We start from the raw sequence: 19,140 nt of genomic DNA on the forward strand, positions 1-19,140 counted from the left end.
ATATGTCTCAGACCATAACGGTTAAGGTAAAGCTGCTGCCGACTAAAGAGCAGATCCAACTATTGCAACAAAGTAGTCATGAATATATCCGAGTTGTTAATACACTCGTAGCCGAGATGGTAGAAGAAAAGAAAAGGTTGAAGAAGACAACAAAAGACATTCCTGCTAATCTACCAAGTGCAGTAAAAAATCAAACGATTAAAGATGCAAATAGTGTCTTCTCTACCAAAGTTAAGAAAAGTAAATACGCAATCATACCGATCCTAAAGAAACCGATTTGCGTATGGAATAACCAAAACTATTCTCTGGACTTCACGCACATTTCCATTCCATTCATGGTGGAGGGAAAATCTAAGCGTTTAAAAATTCGTGCATTGTTCATCGACAAAGACCATCGAAACGTTGACCTTTTGAAGCATAAACTTGGTACGCTCCGTGTCACGAAAAGCTCAGGTAAGTGGATAGCCCAAATTGCTGTCACCATGCCAACAACTGAAAAAACGGGTATGCGGATTTTGGGCGTTGATTTAGGGCTGAAAGTCCCTGCCGTAGCCATCACAGATCATGATCACGCTCGCTTCTTTGGGAATGGGCGAGAAAACAAATACAAGAAACGGAAGTTTCGTAGTGTTCGGCAAAAGCTAGGAAAACAAAAGAAAGTGAACGCTATTCGCAAGTTAGATGATAAAGAACAACGATGGATGAAAGACAAAGACCACAAAGTCAGTCGTGAAATCGTTAATTTCGCAGTCGAAAATAAGACTTCTGTCATTCGCTTAGAGCAACTAACGAATATTAGGCAGACGACAAGAACAAGTCGTAAAAACGAAAAGAATCTACACCGTTGGTCATTCTACCGTTTGGCACAATTCATTGAATACAAAGCAAATATGGCAGGGATCAAAGTGGAATATGTGAACCCTGCATATTCAAGTCAAACCTGTCCAGCATGTTCAAAAAAGAACAAGGCGCAAGATAGAAGATATAAGTGCCCATGTGGATTCAAGAAACATCGTGATATCGTTGGGGCGATGAATATTCGCTACGCAACTGTGATTGGCGGTAACAGTCAATCAGCCTAAGGTGCTATATGCACTGTCTTAGGAGGGGTAATGGCATACCCTAATCTTAGCATCTGTCCAAAGCAGAAATGAAATGAGGACGTTAAGCTTAGCTAAGAATCCCAATCACTTTAGTGATCTTGCCCCTTTAGGGGTGGGAGTGTCAAAGCAAGAAGAGTTATACCATATCATTGGGATATTTTCTAAATAAAAAACTTTCCAATGTTAACCTTTCCTCCATATATTTATTGTATTCTGGGCCATACACCTCTCTAAACTAAGGTTGGCGAAATAAATTAAAAGCAACTAGATACATTCCCTAATTAGGGATAAGAACATGTTTTTATTCCAAATGCCTCTGTCCTAATTCTCTTGCTCGTTAAGCAACCTCTGTATTATCAATTCGCACTGGATTGGAATTATTTCCAGTCCTATCATATCCCTATTTCTCGTATGCTTCTCAGTAGCTTCATGTTAAATATAATCAGACACAGGCGTGACCTTTTAAAATAGGTACTCATTAAAGTGAAAATTTGTTCTTTATAAAAGACTAGGGAAGATTTTTTAAAGTCTTGTTTATACCCCCGGCACAAAAGACCAAAGCAACGTATGGGATCCTGAAAGATGTTAAGACTGATATTTCGGAACAGAGACAAATAGGACGGCTCCATCGCCGTCCTAAATGTGTGAAATATTCAATTATCGTCAGACTCTACGAGACAGACTGTACCTACCGTTTTCTAAAGAGTCACGCATTCAAGCTAATCAAATTATTGTTGTTTGTATAGCTTGTTCATTTCACTTTGAAATCGAATTTAAATGATCGCGTAAACGGTAGATCATTACAGCTGCCTCAGCACGTGTCAGTCCGTGTTTCGGGCGGAACGTATTGTCCGGATACCCTTGTACGAACTTCTGCTCTGTTGCCATTTTTACATCATCTAATGCCCATACTGCAATATCCGAATCATCAGAGAATTGTTGAGCTGTAGTTGAAAGTGTTATGCCTTCCTTAGTCAACACATTGACCAACATCTTTGCTGCCTGTTCTCGATTAATTACAGCATTCGGTCGGAATTCATTTCTATTGAATCCTTTTGCAATACCATTAACAATAGCTGCATTTAGTTCTGCACTATACCATGCATTATCTTTAACATCCTGGAACGGCATTGTGATGGATTCATCAGGACTGGCGTTTAGGACACGCGCAATTAATGCAGCAAATTCCATACGTGTGATCTCTTTATTTGGAGCAAATGCATTTGTGCTAATGCCTTTTATAACACCATCTTTCGCTAAGGTTTCGATCTCATTTTTAGCAAAACTTGAATCGGACACATCTTTAAACACACCCGATACCGATCCAGACTGCTCATTATCCTGCTGATCTCCTTTAACAACATCATCAGGTTTGTCATTTTCAGGATTGTCTGAATCTTTATCATGATTTGTCGGAGGGGTTGGAGCTGAAGGGCTGCCTGGATTTACAGGTTGTTCCTGTTTCGTGGTTTGTTCCACTTTTATCCCCTTCGTACTCTCTCCTCCAAGATTTACAGCCCTCACTTCGTATACATGCTCGGTATTAGGTGTAAGATTTTTATCTGTCCAGGATTTTTCCCCAGCACCTACACGTCCTACTTCCTTTCCAGCTTTATAAATCACAAAATTAGTTAAGCCTTCTGTCATCACATTGCTGAAGTTGAGCGTAATGGATCTCTCTGAAGCACTAGACTCAATACCCATAGGCACTGATGGTAGGGTCCACACAGGGACTGATACCGGTGCTGATGGATACCCTGCTGCATTCTCTGTCACAATGTTCAAGATAGTTTTTGTTCCTTGCTCTAGCCCTTCCAGACGGATCGGCAAGGTATCTCCACGCCATAATTCAGTTCCATTCTTATCCAGAACCACATACTCACTTGCTTGCTCTACGGCTTGGAAACTAATTTCTGCCCAATCATCCCCTGATTTCACCTCTGGAGCTGACACTTGCTTCGTTGCCGTTAATGCAGTCAGTTTAACGCCTTTTCCTTCGCCGCCTTCATTTACTGGCATGATCTCATACTCATATTTTTTACCTGGTTCCACCTCAGTGTCTGTATAGCTCACTTGGCTTCCTGCTTCTACCTTCGTAATTTGCACACCATTTCGTAAAATAACGAACTCCTGGATTTCCTGTCCTGCTGTCTCGATCTCCATTGTTACGGAGTGAGACTTCACATCAGTAATTTTGACATTGCTATTGTTCAGTTCAGCTCGAGTCACCAGTTTCACAAGTACACCTTTTGACGCGTGGTCCGTTTTATTGAATGCTGATAACGTTAAATTATACACATATCCCACTTGCAACTGCGCAAGGTGTGCAACGGGTTCCGATCCGCTGTAATACACTTGACCTGATGTTTTATCTGTAATCTCGTATCGAAATGCCCCCTGGGGTTCAGTCCAACTCAATGTTGCATCTGAATTTTGTACATCCACTCGTTCTAGTTCTGGCGCTTCGGTTCGGGTACTCCACACGATCTCAGATTCAGAACCTATGCCAGTCGCATTTTCGGTTGCTACTTTAAAGCGGTATTCTGACCCTGGTTGCAAGTCCGCAACGTCAAATTCTGATCTTGTTACATCCGTTCTATTACCTTGCTCATCCGTGATCCAGTAGCGAGATGCCGTTTTATCTTCTTCCCAGGTTAATGTCATCCCCGTTTCACTGAAAGTCTTCACCGTCAGTAATGCTGGTCGCACCGGATTAGTCAAGAAGCTGAATGCTGTCGGTTCACTCCAACCGGAGCTATTACCAGCTTGTACGGTCCCACTATATTCCGTGCTACCTTGAAGCGGTGACAAAACATAGTTGAGATCATTCGTCAGGAATTCCTCTCCATTCAGTTCAATTTTATAATGGGTTGCACCTGTCACGGATGATATGTTGAATTCCGCTTCTGTTTCTCCAATCCCAGTGACTTGTACAGATTCAACATTACTCGGTAATGTCACTGTCCTTACAATCTTCGCTTTTCCTGCACCTGTTCGATTGAATGCTACCAGTGACACGCTGTATTCCTTTCCTGGTTCAAGTCCTGAAGCCGTATATTCCAGATTTGGACCTTGATACTCGGCAACAAGATTTTGTTCGAGATCATACACCTGAAGGATATACTTGATTGCGCTTGGGACGCCGTTCCATTGCGCAGTGAATCTTGTTGTACTAAAACCGTGCATTTTTAGGGAGTTATCCTGTTCAGGCAAGGTCATTACATTCAAAGGTTCCGAGACATCACCTTCGCCCGTTTCATTTCCAGCTGCCACTACGTATTCATACGCTGTTCCAGGGGTTAAGCCAGTATCTTTATAGTTTAGATCCCCCCCGTTATACATGAGCTCGTTATTCCGATAGAGATCGTAATAGGTTGCCGTTGTAACGCTCTGCCACTCTGAAATTACGCTATCTTCTTTAATTTCAATAGCTGTAAATCCCATTGGCGTTTCTGGAAGGGTTAAAAATCCGACACTAGTAGCCAAGCCCTCACCACTATCATTAATTGCTGATACTTGAACCGTGTAGCTGCTTCCTGGAATTAGTCCAGTTAATGCTTTTTGAGTGCTTGAAACTAATCCGTTTTCTATGATTTGACCTTGGTTATCGATCAACTTTAGGCGATAATCGGTTGCAGTTGGTACAGAATCTATGTTGATCAACATTTCACCTGGTGTCCGAAAGACAGGACTGATCTCGACTCCAGGACTAGCTGGATATGTTAGTGCAGAGACTTGTGTCTCCGCTGATCCCACATGATTTCGAATCGTCAGCTGATAGTTATAAATTTGACCACCTTGTAGCTGCTGGTCCACGTATTCATGAACCGGATACTCCAATATCTTCTCTGTACCGGTATTCATGTTTTTGATGGTATACGTGTAGCCTGATGTGTATCGATTTCCGCCAGGTAAATCCCAGCTTAGTTTGACTTCAGAAGCACTGATTGCTGTTGCTTCCAGTGTTGGGGCATCGGGTGCCTTCTGTACTTGATATGGGTTGGACGTATGTGTACCGGTGTTTCCAGCGTTGTCTTTCACTTGTGTATGCACATACCAGATACCTTCTTTGTCCTCTATGGTCACTTTGCCGTTGTCTGGCATTACCTGCCATGCTTCACTCGGTTGTCCGCTTTGACTAATCTCTACATATACCGGTTCAATTACACCCGACAACCTATCAGATGCCTTAATTTGAACATCGGTACCCTGCAGCGACCATTGCAGTCCATTAGGTGCATAATCCACATCAGGTAGTTCCTTGTCAATTCGGATATCAAATTGAGTCTCCGGACTGATGAGCCCTACTGCATCCACGGCGCGAGCTGTAATTGTATGCTCACCTGTTTCTGTAATGGTGCCACTTTCACCCGTAGTGTAAGGACTATCACCAATTTTGTACTCGTAATATACATCCGATGCGTCTTGACTACCATTTAGTTGGAATGTCACATCTTTGTTTGTCCATTGACTCTCTGAGAGAGTATAACTCGGCTCTGTTGGTGCAGTGCGATCGATGAGGACCTTTGCAGTTGCTTCAGGGCTGATATTACCTGCGACATCAATCGTCCGCGCCCATACTTCTGTTTCTCCTTCCTCATCGACAATCATTTCCCCATTATATGTTGTCCAATTTCCTGTCCCTACTTTAACCTCTGTCCGTTCTGCCCCACTTAGGTCATCTGTTCCATTCTTCAGGGTAATCGTTACCGGATCTTGTGTATAGGATTCCTCAGACAAACTCAACACTGGTGCTGTGGGTGCTTGCTTATCGACTCGCACAGTGACTTCCGTTGATTGGCCAACATTCCCTGCCTTGTCCTTTGTACGGAACTGATATGTCCATTCTCCGGAATCCCCGATAACTAAAGGATCATTGTACTTGTGCCATGTTTCACCGTCTCTCGTATATTCAGTGTAATCCGCACCACTGCCAATATCGACACCATGCTTAGCTATCAGCTTCACATCTTTGTTTGTCCATGCGTTTTCAGATAAGGTAACCTCCGGCTTCTCAGGAGCGACCATATCAAAGTTGATTCTCCCGGTATAGGTTATTGTGTCCGTGCCTTTATTCCCATCATTTCCGTTAATTTTAACATTCGTATATGTTCCTTCCGGGACTTCATTAACCGCCCAATCAAGTTTCCAAGTTCCAGCTCCTGTAACACTGGTCGATTTAGTAATACCATTTAATGTTGCTGAAATGGAAATTTCGTCTCCTTCTGAGTCAAATGCGCTACCCTTCAAGCTGATTTTCTCAGATGCTGTACCGATATTTTGATCAGAATTATCTACTGAAAGTACCGGTGGCATGTTTGTGGTTGATTTTTTAATATACCAGAAACCATCTGTGTGTAACCCATCATCCGGATAAGTTTTGTCTACATCTAAAATATTGCTCTGCACTAACGTATCCTTAATCTTATTTGTTGAGTTAGCTACAGCTTCATGTCTAGTAACTTGAGTTTGTTCCAGATTAGTAACTTCATACTCTGTCATACTTCGGAGGTAACCGATCGAATATAATCTAGTACCTGCCCAAGTTGGATATGTTGGAGCCGTTTGATACTCTCCTACACCAGAGAATTCACCAGTAGTGCTATTAAACGTATAGTTACGATAACCTGAAATATTATCTATATCACTTTTATAGGTAGTACCTTTAGATTCTCTATAACTAGTCACCTGATTTTTGGTGGTGTACTTATCCCAATAGTACAAGGAATCTGTATTTACGATTAGGTTTCCTGTATATGTTGCTGTTGAAATTCCACCCTTACCGTCATCGACTGTAATTACTGGCCTACTGAAAGTACCACTACTACTAAACTCGGATGTACGCCAGACAAGAGTCCAAGCCTTATCATCCTTAGTTTGACTTAAAACTACTTGTTTCTCTACCCCACCTATACTCGCTGAAATGGACAAGGTATCGTTATCTGCATCTGTAGATGTGCCGGAAATAACAAAGGTGTCACTCCCGGTCTTTAAATTTATAGATTTGTTACCCGATTGAGTCACATTGATGACTGGATTTGTATTAGTCACCAATCCTACCCTTGTGTACCAGAATCCATCTGTGTGAACTCCATCTACTGGATAAGTGTTTTGAGCTGCTTTAATGTTAGTTTGTACTAATGAACCTTTTATATCTTGTCCACCATTCGCTGCCCAATGTAGATCTTCTTGATAGTACAAACGATCAGAAACCCTGGTATATCTAATTACATTTCTATTATCATTAAAATGTGGGATATAACCTACAGGTTGTTGTGCAGTTAGTGTGTAAAAATAAGTACCTGTAACTTTAGAAGAATGCATTCCAGGATCAGTAGTGTATCCTGTGAAAAATCCAGGTAAATTAGGGTGTTGATCAGATGTCCATCTAGCCCACGAGATAAGTGGTGTTTTATCTACTCTAAATTTGCTCCAGTAATAATAAGTTTGTTGCTTAATAGTTATATTACCTTGATATTTTACCTCTACAATGTCTATACCGTCTTCAGCAGATATAATGGGGCTATATGTACCTAATGGAAGCTCGCTTATATCCCACGATAACACCCATTGACTTTTTGAAGTTGTATTATGGACTTCTACAGATTTACCAATACCACCTATAAACCCTGTTATTAATACATTGTCGCTATCGGGATCTTGTACAGTTCCAGAGATACTAAAGGATTCCTGATCATTTAGGTAGGTCATATCCCCTTTAGTAGTAATTTCTACAACAGGTACTTTATTATTTATGGTACCCTCATACTTATAATAGAACCCATCAGGATCAACAGCATTATTTGGGTAGGTATTGGCTACAGAGCTGTACACGCTCCCTACTAAGGTATCAGGTATAGGTGCGGCATAAGCTTCAAGAACTCCTGATTCAGCCATACCTTCACTATATGCTCTAGTATATTTTATTTTACCTCTATTTCCAGGAGCATCATCATAAGTATAAACCACACCTGTATTAGCTTGACCGTAATTACCATCTAGGTTAAAAGTTCCAGTATTCTTATCAAAAGTAAAAGAGCTGTAACCCGTAATCCAATCCGATTTAAATATATTACCTCTTATGTCCCAATAGGCATACCCTTGCTTTACCGTGTACATAGACCACTTGTGCGCAACAGAAGCTTGGCTATTACTTGGGTAGATTGTCATTCCAGACAAGGTAATGACTATCGTTAGCATCAAAATAAGTGCTTTCCTCAATCTATTCATCTTAAAATACCTGCCTTCTTTCGTTTTTTTATTACTTGAAAAAAATCCGTATTCTTCAAGATAGAATCTCTAATAGACAATGCTTCCTGTTCATTCGATTTTGATTCTAAATATGACGGAGCCATTTAACAGGCATAATTGTAATGATTTCCAAAAGTTAAAGTTTATTCTTTACTATTCGTGAAACAATAACAACCAGGCGTAGGGATCTCTTCTAGTCGCCACCCATCCAAATTCTCAAACCGGAAAATTGTTTATTCCCTTAATATGTGAATCTCTCAAAAAAGTAAATTTAGAACCTTCTCCCATATCGTTAGCGTACATATTTAACTCCTTTCCACCCATAGCGTGGCTTTCGTAGCCACTTTACATATGAGTATTTTGTTTTGGAAACCCTCCTGTGTCGGCCGCACCGAGGAGGAGCTGCCAAATAAAAACAAAAAAAGCACGCAATTATCCCTATGTTGATTAGGATAATCGCGTGCTTCGCAATTTGTAGTTATTCAGTTATTGTAACTTTAACATTAATTATATTATCTATCAACATACTATCACCTACCTACCTATCTATGCATGATAAGTAAGATATATTTTTGTTAGGTTGCTGTCATTTAATTAGATCTCCATTACTTGATCATCGTTATCTGTTTTCTAGTAGATATATGGCAGTGTAAACATTTGAAATGTTCGCTGAGAAACCCAGTCCCCTGCCACAACGAATATGTAATTCATATTGGCATAGATCCAGTCTTTAATCTCCCTATATAATTTTGCTTCAGCAAATTTTAGAATGAATGTGTATTTGTTTTGTTCTATCGGTGCAATCAAATGGACATTGAGTTTGCGAGAGATCTTCAACTTGGCTGATAATTTTGAATACAACTTGGATCTTGAGGAGCTCTTAACACCCGTGGACCATTCATTTGAAAAGAGAATGTATTTATGCCTGATGCGCCATAGAATTAACACCATCGAACAGTTGATGGATATCAGTTACATGGAATTATGCAAGATAAGGTTATTTGGGACGGCTTCACAGAATAGATTATACCAACTATTAAATGAGAGATTCTAGGTCGGAAATTAATATGCTATCGAATCTCTATTTAGTATGGCTGCTCCATCAATTGCTAGCTGCTTAGCAAGTTTAATCAAAGTTAAGTTTCGCTCTCTTTGTAAGTGACGTTTCTCCAACAGAAGACCTTCCGGAAACTCAGTCAATCTATCGAGTAGGTATTGATAAGTCATCTGCCTTCATCCTGATTTTGCACAGCAAGAAGAGATCCTTAATAAACATCTCAACCTCTGAGTTAACTTGAGGTAGAGATACATTAACGTTCAAACTACCATAGTAATTTTTAAAATACTGTTTTCTTTCTTGATTTTTCCCATCTCGTTTCATAGGTTTATACATCCAAACAAGTGAAGTAGTCGCCGTGTTACCGAATGTTTCTGTTTTATGTAATTCTGTGATAGGTCGTGACTTATTATAAGGGAATGTTACTATATAATAATTATCTTTAACTTTTTGATTCCATGCAATTATCAGAAAATAAAGCTGTTCTCCTTCAGCATTACCTATTAGAAAAAGACCAAGAACTGACTTATTATCTGCCCATTGATGGAATGATGTTACTGTGTCTTCACCATTAAGCTCAATGACTTCACATGTGTAATTTACAAGCTGATGCGTACTAGTAGTCAACATCGAAATCAATTTTTCTGCCGTTTGTCTTTTCATAAGTCACCCCCAATTGGTCAAAAAAATCATAAGCAGTACTGCTAGTGGCTACGGATTTCCTCCTAACGTTAGACTATCTATAAATAATTCATAGGCAAACTGGAAGTTGTATCGGTAGGTAAGCACGCAAAAACTGCATTACATTTTTTTTAGAACTAATTTCCTTTCATAAGAAGTTTCTTTAATTGGGAGATGCGTCCTTGACTAATGCCCAACTTTTCTGCTATTTGCTGTTGAGCCAAGTCAGGCTGTTGTTCAATGATTTCTTTTAACTGATTGAGTTTTATGGCAGTTTTTGGCCTTAAATTTGGGTAATCATTGCTGGCTCTCTCATTGAAATCGTTAAAGGTATCTTGTTTAGAATCAGGAACGATACCCTCCGGGGATGCAGGAATTTTTACTATTTGAGGAACGTACTCTTGGGGAATGTTATCTTGAAGTTTTAAGTCTAGTGCACAGGTCCGGCATATGAATTGTTCTTTAAAATACATATCTGTATCCAGATCTCCGCAGAACACACATAATGTCGATTTATACTTTCTTAAAATCAACTCTTTTCCCTCAGTGAAAAACTCAAGCGGATCGCCGATATGAATTCCCATCGTATCCCGTAATTCCTTTGGAAGGACAATACGTCCAAGTCGGTCCAAAGATCTCTTCATTCCGGTCCGTTTCATCGAAATTCCTCCCACGAAAATATTAACTGCATGTCTTATTTTTATTGTAAGAGTGAACATGATTTTTTACAACAAGTTTACGTTTATGAGTGTTATTAGTGCTAGACCAAAAGGAAATATAATATGAGTACCTCTAGCAGACGTCTACGTGGTAATCGGAATCCGTTCTTCTCCTCATGACAGAAGAATAATGCCTAAAAAGATAAAAAAGCCGCATAAAGAGCGACTTATAATGCAACTACAATTTAAACTACGACTGAAAACATGAGTTAAGTTAGGCACTAATCAAATAGAATATCGTTGCCATTCAATTTTTCCACCTATGAAGTGAGGGGATGTTGACTACTGGACAGTTAAAAGCATAATCTTCTTGTCAAACCCACCGCGTTCATCATGTTTTTGTTTACGAATATTCTCTAGTTCCTCAACCGTTGTACCTTGGCTAAGGGAAAAACTATAGACTACCTCTAACAAGTCAGCCAGCTCAAGTATCTGCTCGTTATTGTCTTTTGCTTCAAGAAACTCGTTTAATTCTTCTTGCATCTTCAACTTAAGTGCGGTTTCATATTCCTCTTCACTAAGGACTTTCACATCATATAATTTGCCGCTTGTTTCAATAATTTGCGGTATCTTATCACGCACAAGTTTGTTATACGTCTTCATCTCAAAACCCTCCTATCTTTTTCAACCCAGACATGCAATCCAGAATTTCCGTACGATGTTGCTCTCGATAGCCAATTCTAGCTCAGAGACATGCTTATTCAGCTTACTATTCTCCTTCAAACGATGAAGAAGCACTTGATTTCTTGCTTCTAGCTGAATAATCTTTTCCTCATGCGGTATCACATTTGACTTACTACTGTTACAAGATCGATGTGCAAATACCAAATTCCAAAGATCATCGGAGTAGAGGTATGACCATGGGATAACATGATCAATAGCAGGTGTCTCAGCTACAATTTTTTCTCCACATAAAAAACAGTGAAATTCAGGGTTCTCAGCTTCAATGAATTCTGCAAACTTACCAAGCGGTTTTCGACGTACCTGATCTTCGTCGATTATCCGTACTTTCTTTGAAAGTCGTGGAGAGTGATTGAAGTTCTCTAACATCTGCGTCCATCGATAATTAATGGCATCAAATACAATTAGGCGACTACCTTTAAGCGCAAGTACATCCTCTCCTTGCATAAATAAACTATCCGCCTTCTGTTCATATTGATATACGCCTTCCACGCCCTTACCTTCAATACGTAGGAAGCGATAACTTACATCCGATTTCAGTGCTCTTACGGTAGAAGAAACAGCCTTCTCATACTCTGAACTGCATACCGCCTCAATATTCGACTTAAACCATTTTACTGGCTTAATCGAGCTTGTACGAGCCTGATAAGTAGCTATCAGTTCCCTCGCAATGGTCACGATGACAGGCGGCTTCACAGGATTCGAACTTTGCTGAAGACCAAAGAATAGGGTTTGTTCAAAATAATAGCGAAGAACCTTTTTGGCAATATCCCTTAACTGAATTTCAACCAGAAATGCTTCTTCTATTTGAATTGAATTTTCTTGCTCTACGGCAATTTCTGTAATTGCTTTAGCCCAAGCCATTTTGTAGGTGTTATCAAAAGAACAATTACGGATTATGTGTAGCCATTTTTCTAAGAAGTCCACTATTTTACCCCGATCTATCATATTGTTATTTCACAATGCTGATACAACATCCATCTATGAACTATGAGAGATTTTACTTTCATTACCAATACTCGCAATCGAAGTTTGTCCAATGAGAATTCGGCAAGTCCACTGCACTGCAACTAACAACATTCCTATTCGATATTAAAGTGTATATTTACTCACATTACTAGTCAGTGGATCCACAATGTAAACAACCCTGTTACCGGCATAATTAAATTGTTTATCCGAAGTGTCTATTTTATATGAGGTTATGGTTTTTAGCGTTCTTCGATCTAAAATTAGTAGTCCATCTTGTTTTTCAACGAGAAGAGTTTTGTCATCTGCTGATTCACGTATCCAAAATGAACCTGTAGTTGAAACTTTCGATTTGGTTACAAAACCCTTAGAATTAAAAGCATAAATGGAGCTAATACTTTGTAACATAAATGAGTTAGATGAATTTTTTGTGTTTCCAATTAAAAAATCAGCAGACTCTGATATTGTTTTCGTCCAGAGCGTTTTTCCTTGTGGATTTTTAGCAATGACTGCCGTTGACCCAGCTTGATCAAATTTTGTAAATATCATCGTTTTATCTTTCAAGATTCCCCGAAAAGACAAACCATTGTTTCGATAACTAAATTCTTTTCTCAATTGATCATCGTAAAAAGAGAGTGTACTTTTATACTCTCCAGCAAAGGACCAATTAGAAATGGTTGAGATATATCCATTTTGTTGATAATACATAAATTCATTAATCATTTTCTTACTAAGCAATTTTCCATTTACACTATAACGGTATGTCATATATTTAGAAGAATTAAGTTTTAAATAAACGAGCAATGTACCATCGTCCATAATATAAGACCCAACTTCATTCGTAGTTTTTTCTGTGAACGTGTAATCCAAAAGCTTATTCCCTTTTGGTGAATAAATCCGAAGTTGAGGGAATTCTCTATTTTTTTTCTTATCCTTGTACGATGTGATAAATGACATATTTCCGTTGGATAATATTTGATTCTTATATTCAAATCCACCACTATATTGCACCCATGATGAAGAAATGACATCAACAGATCCTATTTTAGTCTTTGTTTTTTCTTGATAGACGGTGACCTTTCCTGAGGAATCCATCAAATAAAGATAATCTTTTATTTTTCCAAAGTTACTAACTTCATCGTGTGTAACAACCCAGTCTGGCTTAGGTAGGGAGTCATAGGATGTTGGTGCTGCATACATAGGAGTAGCCGTCATTAAGAGTAGAAAAATAAAACCGGTCAGTGTTAATAGTGTTTTTCTCATAAAGTAGCTCCTTAAAATTATTGATTTAAATAATGAATTCGATCTTGTAACTTCATTGTGAAACGTTATTTTATTATCTGCAGTTCTCTCCAGTCATTCGACGTTAGATAGTTAGTGTCAACCAGGAGCTTCAGGGATATCCCGGTTAATAACTCCCGTAACGGATAATACACTCTATTCTTCCATACAATTTGCTTACTGCGATTTAGAGTAAAAGAACTCTCCTGGTAAGTCACAGTGATCTTGCCATTGCTGTTATCTATGTTACCCCCCAGCAGTTTTACAAGTTCATCTACTGGAGAATATATTGTCAGGTCCGTCGTTCGAAACGATCCTTGTCCCCCATATTGCATGTACTTGCCTTTGAATTTAACTGGTATAGGGTCATTAATAGTTAAATAATTATCCATGCCAAACGTATAGAAATAGGAATCTGCGTGTGAGTAATCAACGACATTGCCGTATCTTCGAGGTGTCATCAGATCAGAGCCTACAATTCGATACGCTCCAAAATTTAGCAAGCCAGATTGAATAATATGATCGGTGCCACCCATCCAACTCATGCCATAGTCGATTGCAGAAGATGAACCTGTCGAATTAATCGGTATTGTTTGAATTAACTTCCCATTAGAGGTATCAAATATACGGTACTCCTCTTTACCTTTGACTCTTCTACCGTTCTCTGTGTAGTTGACCCACAGCACAACATATTTCCCATGAGGGCTAAATTGAGCGATACCAAATGCATAATTTGCTCTGCTCGTATCAGACTCTAACAAAGTATGTGACTTACCATGAATAATAAGCTCATGCTTGTATGACCTTTTTTTCTTCGTTTGCTTATATACAACAGAAGAACTTAATGTTCTTTTGTACACAAAGTCATCTGAGTTGTTTTTTTGATAAGATTTAAGTTTCAGTTTACTTCCATCAGGCCTGATCTCGTAGGGGAATTCACCAGGATATGTAACATAGGTATAGTTTTTTGAATCGAAATATAATCCTGCCTCGACATATAATGCGCCTACTTTAGGTGCTGGATCAAAATAATTACGATACAATACATTCGTCACAAATATATCGTTATGCTCGGTAGGTCGTTCTTTGGCTGTATGTATAAGCTTATTGGTCGATATAGAGTACACCAGGTATTCGCGACTTCCTTTCTCTACTACATACATGTTTGCATCTGGATAAACGCCGTCTATCCTTCCATTCGCTGTATTTCGGTTAGCAATAATGGAAAATACCTTAGTGCGGCTATCATACTTCACAATTTTTTCGGTGGAACCACTCTGTAGGATCGAATAGCTTATCAATGGATTTTTTGTATTCATGCCTTTAATCTTTCTGAAGTTGTACTCCGAAGACTTATCTACATAATCTACCACTGTGTCTTCACTGGTAAATAAACCTGTATGATAGTCTACTGTAGTTTTCCGAATAATGGCGTCTCCTGTTCTATTACGAAAGTTCGAATCTTGCATCCATTCAAAATAGATCTTATCTCTACTATCGGTTGGAATCTCATTAGCCATAGCTAATTTTCCAGGAACAGTCCACTCTAAAACAAGTAACAACACGATTATAACCGCTATATTATGTATCTTTTTCATTAGTACTCTCCGATCCAAATCAATTTATTTTAGGTATATCATCATTACAAACTAAGGATTCATTCTCAATCTTCTCGAGTGAGATAATTGCCATAATTAATGGTTGGATGCGTTCGTCTTGGAATGGAGTATCAACGATAAACTCTCAGCTTAAATAAACTACCTAACAATTCTTTGTCAAAATAATAGATCTACCTTCTGCTATAGGTTAAAAGAAAGCTAAATATTGAGTAAGCACAAAGAAACGCCAAGACTTACATAAATTTTGTATCACGAACAGACATGGGAATGAGGCGAAATGGATGGCTATCGAGCAAGATGGAGATCAATCATAAGCTGAGAGCAGAACAGGCGCCTTCAAGGCAACATATGTTGTTTATCGTAAGGACATGAATCCTGTTTGCAAAGCAGTTCTTATATTGCATTATTTGATTCCGGCACGTATTACGAAACGACTTACAGGATGAGGAAAGCCATCATTGCAAGAAAGTCTTGAGTTAACTAAAACGTTCAATTAGATCCTGAAGAAGCTCTTCTTTCTTTTTTCTTTCTGAAGATTTCTGAAATAGAAACGACGGCCTCCTTTTGAGAGGTCGTCATTCAATTCAATATGAAAGAGTAAATTTACTCACATTACTTGAAGCATAATTCAGGACGTAAACTATCCCCTTACCTTCATAGTATAATTGTCCGTCTCCTAAATCCATGTTGAATTTGTACAGTGATTTAATTTTTAGTGATTTTCGATCCAGAATTCCAAGTTGGTTTTGATCTTGAAAAAGAATGGTTGAACCTTCATCCGATTCAAATAACTCAAAAGAATTTGATGATATTTTGGTTTTGTTTATAAATCCTTTTGAGTCAAAAGCGTAAATCGAAGTCTTACTTTTCATTAAAAATGAGTTAGTTGAAATTTTCGTATTACCAATATAAGGACCAGCTGACTCTGGCAGTGTTTTTGTCCAGAGTGTTTTTCCTTGTGAGTTTTTAGCAATAACTGCCGTTGTCTCTCCTTGATCAAATTTTGTAAATAACATTGTTTTATCTTTTAAGATACCCATAAAAGACAAACCAATATTCCGGTAACTAAATGATTTATTCAAGTGATCGTCATAAAAGGAAAGCGTAGACTTGTATTCACCTGCTGAGGACCAATTAGAAAGAGTGGTAATAAAGCCATTTTGTTTGTAGTACATAAATTCGTTAATTGATTTCTTATTGAGTAGTTTACCATCGGCACTGAAACGATATGTCACATATTTGGAGGTGTTTAGTTTTAAATGAACAAGCAGTGTACCATCATTCATGATGTAAGATCCTACTTCGTCGGAGGATTTCTCTGTAAATGTATAACCCCATAGTTTTTTACCATTTGGAGAATACACACGGAGTTGGAAGAATTCTCGATTCTTTTTTTCATCCATGTAAGCAGTAATAAATGACATATTTCCATTAGAGAAAATTTCATTTTTATAACCAAATTTCGCAAAAATCACACGGGAAGATGAAATGACATCAACTGTCCCAACTTTAGCTCTGGTTTTTTCTTTATACACGGTGACCTTCCCTGACGAATCCATAAAATAAAGATAATCCTTTGTTCTTGCAAAGTGTGCCACTTTTCTTATAATGTCAGAGCTATCCTTATGTGCAATGCTCCAATCTGGCGTAGGCAGAGAATCATAGGATGTGGATGCTGCTGATATAGGATTAGCCATTAGTAAGAGCGATATAACAATAAGAAAGCATAAGTTAAGTTTTTTCATAAGGTCCCCTTAATCGATAATTTGAAAAAAATAAATTCAATAATAAGTCTTTTGAATCACATTGGTAGATGATCCACTTCGCCATTTCTTCGCGTGTCAACGTCGTGCTTGGTTTAAACCCATTCGGATAATCCGAGGGTTTTAGGAAACCTAAAGAACTGCATCATTTACTTCTTCCTCACTCAAGCCAGAAATGTTTCAAACTCTGCACGGGTTACCATCATACCTGGCTTAAATGTGCCAACAAATATATCCTTTGAAATAGCCATTCGCTACGGCTGCATCGATGGCAGGCAGGTACATCTTTAAATAAGGTAACTGCAGCCTGATTTGTGTTTCCGGTGAATCAATACATCCCCAATACCAATGCACCACTTAATAAGAGTTGAGTCGGATTTTTCAATTCTTTCACGCTCCACATGTTAAAAGCAGACTATACTTCCTTGATATAAGCTATGTATTCTTTAGGATTGACCTTTTTTTCAGATTGAGATTAAACAGATTTGTTAATTTGAATCTAAATGTTACGTGGGGTGTTTCTACATTGAGTTAGTTTTATTAGGGATCTGCTCTTATGTGAATGTGTTATGCTGCTCATTTACACGTCCTTCCCATAATCTTGAATGTAGTTTTCTGTTCCGTAATACCTATCAAACTTGCCAATAACAAGAATATTCTACCACTAAATGATCAAAGGATATAGGTATAATATCCCAAAAATACTTATAATCCATTTTGCTCCTGATCTTTTAGTTAAGTTGATGTTTCACAAGCTTGAAGAAAATAAAAAAAGCAGCTCGCGGCTGCTTTTTGTTTACCCAGTTATTTGTTCCATTTTATTATTTGATATCTTATCAGCGAGTCTCATAAAAACATTCATGTCAACAGCGTTAATTATTTCACTTTGTAAGTTTGCATATTCACTTTTCAACTTCTCATTCTTATTATTCGCTTTTTCGAGACGACCTGCTAATTCTAGAGTCATCTTTCTTAGCAACGAAATATGTGAATTCAGATTATCCATAATTTCATTAAAGGTAACTACAAACTCTTGGTCTAGTTGAATGGGGTCTTGAAGTGAATAAACCGTATTATCTTCTTCTATGGGACTCAGTTCATGAGCAATCGTATTTGAATTAGTTATAGTTACAATACTTCCATCACTTTTGTTTTGATTTCGGATTTGTTTAGCTTTTCGAATAGCGTCCTCATACTTTTTACGTAAGGATCCATTCCAGCGGAAACCACACGCTGCTTTTGATCTTTTTAATTTTTCACTAGCTTCTTCAAATGCTTTTAATTGTGTACTTCCAGATTCGATATGTTGTAATACAGTCTGTGCTAAAAACAAATCTGCTTCAACGTCCCAACTGTCTTTACGCAATTCCATAATGAACACTCCCCGAATTTGATATATTGATATTTCTATTTATATCCCAAAATATATGAACATATTCCCAAGGATCTGAATTTTATCTCTTTACATTTCTAAAAGATATCTACGACAATAATTGATTACTCTACTCCACAGAATAAAATATTTAAATACCTATGTAGTACTAGCAACTCTGGACATAAGATTCAATGTTTTTATCATAGTAATTAGCTTAAATACTTATTCATCTGGTAAAGCCAACGACTTACCTTCTGCAGCATTCAGTCACAATACAAGCGTACAAAATAGTTAGCTCAGCATCGACGAAGAGATCAATAACTGAGTTAATCAGTAAGTATGACTATTCAAATTACAATTTCGTCGACAGAGATGATGCTCACTGTATCCCTTAGAAAAATTCCAGGGTGGAAGCTCCTTAATTTTACTTTCTATTTGGATCTAGAGCTTTTGACTATCACGGAGCCGGTGAAGATCTTCGAAGTATTCTCTTTTTTCGTAGGTTCCTCAAGAAAAACATCAAACAGCAGAGGATCCCCCCTGCTGTTTGATTTCTCTGTATGTAAAATTAAATTGAACAACTAATTCCCCTGTTGGTTTTGAGAAAACATACCAAATTTAGTGATCATATAAAATGAGTTTGA

11 protein-coding genes are annotated in these 19,140 nt (G+C 38.2%); 2 read left to right on the forward strand and 9 right to left on the reverse strand.

Annotated features, from left to right (window positions below; all coding sequences use genetic code 11):
• Positions 1 to 2 precede the first annotated feature (2 nt).
• Positions 3 to 1,082 carry an RNA-guided endonuclease InsQ/TnpB family protein gene (locus tag CXK86_RS20580; RefSeq protein ID WP_101314450.1) on the forward strand — a complete coding sequence of 360 codons (1,080 nt, stop codon included), beginning with the start codon at positions 3 to 5 and terminating at the stop codon, positions 1,080 to 1,082.
• 777 nt (positions 1,083 to 1,859) lie between these two features.
• Here the strand turns inward: CXK86_RS20580 and CXK86_RS20585 are convergent.
• Positions 1,860 to 8,333, reverse strand: a complete 6,474-nt coding sequence (locus CXK86_RS20585) for a fibronectin type III domain-containing protein (protein ID WP_101314451.1) — start codon at positions 8,331 to 8,333, stop codon at positions 1,860 to 1,862.
• Positions 8,334 to 9,267: 934 nt separating this feature from the next.
• On the opposite strand from CXK86_RS20585, the gene CXK86_RS33050 reads away from it, so the two are divergent.
• Positions 9,268 to 9,408: a DNA-directed RNA polymerase subunit alpha C-terminal domain-containing protein gene (locus tag CXK86_RS33050; protein WP_223200061.1), complete on the forward strand. Its 141-nt coding sequence runs from the start codon at positions 9,268 to 9,270 to the stop codon at positions 9,406 to 9,408.
• 147 nt (positions 9,409 to 9,555) lie between these two features.
• Here CXK86_RS33050 and CXK86_RS20595 read toward each other — a convergent pair whose 3' ends face one another.
• From CXK86_RS20595 to CXK86_RS20630, 8 genes are all read right to left on the reverse strand, one after another.
• Positions 9,556 to 10,074, reverse strand: a complete 519-nt coding sequence (locus CXK86_RS20595) for a hypothetical protein (RefSeq protein ID WP_100528113.1) — start codon at positions 10,072 to 10,074, stop codon at positions 9,556 to 9,558.
• Between the two features lie 155 nt (positions 10,075 to 10,229).
• Positions 10,230 to 10,751, reverse strand: coding sequence for an AbrB/MazE/SpoVT family DNA-binding domain-containing protein (locus CXK86_RS20600; RefSeq protein WP_101314452.1), 522 nt, complete (start codon positions 10,749 to 10,751; stop codon positions 10,230 to 10,232).
• Positions 10,752 to 11,093: 342 nt separating this feature from the next.
• On the reverse strand, positions 11,094 to 11,414 hold the full coding sequence (locus CXK86_RS20605; RefSeq protein ID WP_100528111.1) for a nucleoside triphosphate pyrophosphohydrolase: 321 nt from the start codon (positions 11,412 to 11,414) through the stop codon (positions 11,094 to 11,096).
• A gap of 21 nt (positions 11,415 to 11,435) precedes the next feature.
• Positions 11,436 to 12,356: an HNH endonuclease gene (locus tag CXK86_RS20610; protein WP_257467959.1), complete on the reverse strand. Its 921-nt coding sequence runs from the start codon at positions 12,354 to 12,356 to the stop codon at positions 11,436 to 11,438.
• A gap of 228 nt (positions 12,357 to 12,584) precedes the next feature.
• Entirely contained in the window at positions 12,585 to 13,721 is a 1,137-nt protein-coding gene (locus CXK86_RS20615) for a hypothetical protein (protein WP_101314454.1), read from the reverse strand.
• A gap of 65 nt (positions 13,722 to 13,786) precedes the next feature.
• Positions 13,787 to 15,337 carry a hypothetical protein gene (locus CXK86_RS20620; RefSeq protein WP_101314455.1) on the reverse strand — a complete coding sequence of 517 codons (1,551 nt, stop codon included), beginning with the start codon at positions 15,335 to 15,337 and terminating at the stop codon, positions 13,787 to 13,789.
• Between the two features lie 605 nt (positions 15,338 to 15,942).
• Positions 15,943 to 17,103, reverse strand: coding sequence for a hypothetical protein (locus CXK86_RS20625; protein ID WP_091037163.1), 1,161 nt, complete (start codon positions 17,101 to 17,103; stop codon positions 15,943 to 15,945).
• An 814-nt stretch (positions 17,104 to 17,917) separates the two neighbouring features.
• Complete coding sequence (locus tag CXK86_RS20630) at positions 17,918 to 18,493, reverse strand: hypothetical protein (RefSeq protein ID WP_101314456.1); 576 nt, start codon at positions 18,491 to 18,493, stop codon at positions 17,918 to 17,920.
• Between the last annotated feature and the right edge of the window lie 647 nt (positions 18,494 to 19,140).

Source organism: Paenibacillus sp. BGI2013, assembly GCF_002843485.1.
Classification (GTDB): domain Bacteria; phylum Bacillota; class Bacilli; order Paenibacillales; family Paenibacillaceae; genus Paenibacillus; species Paenibacillus amylolyticus.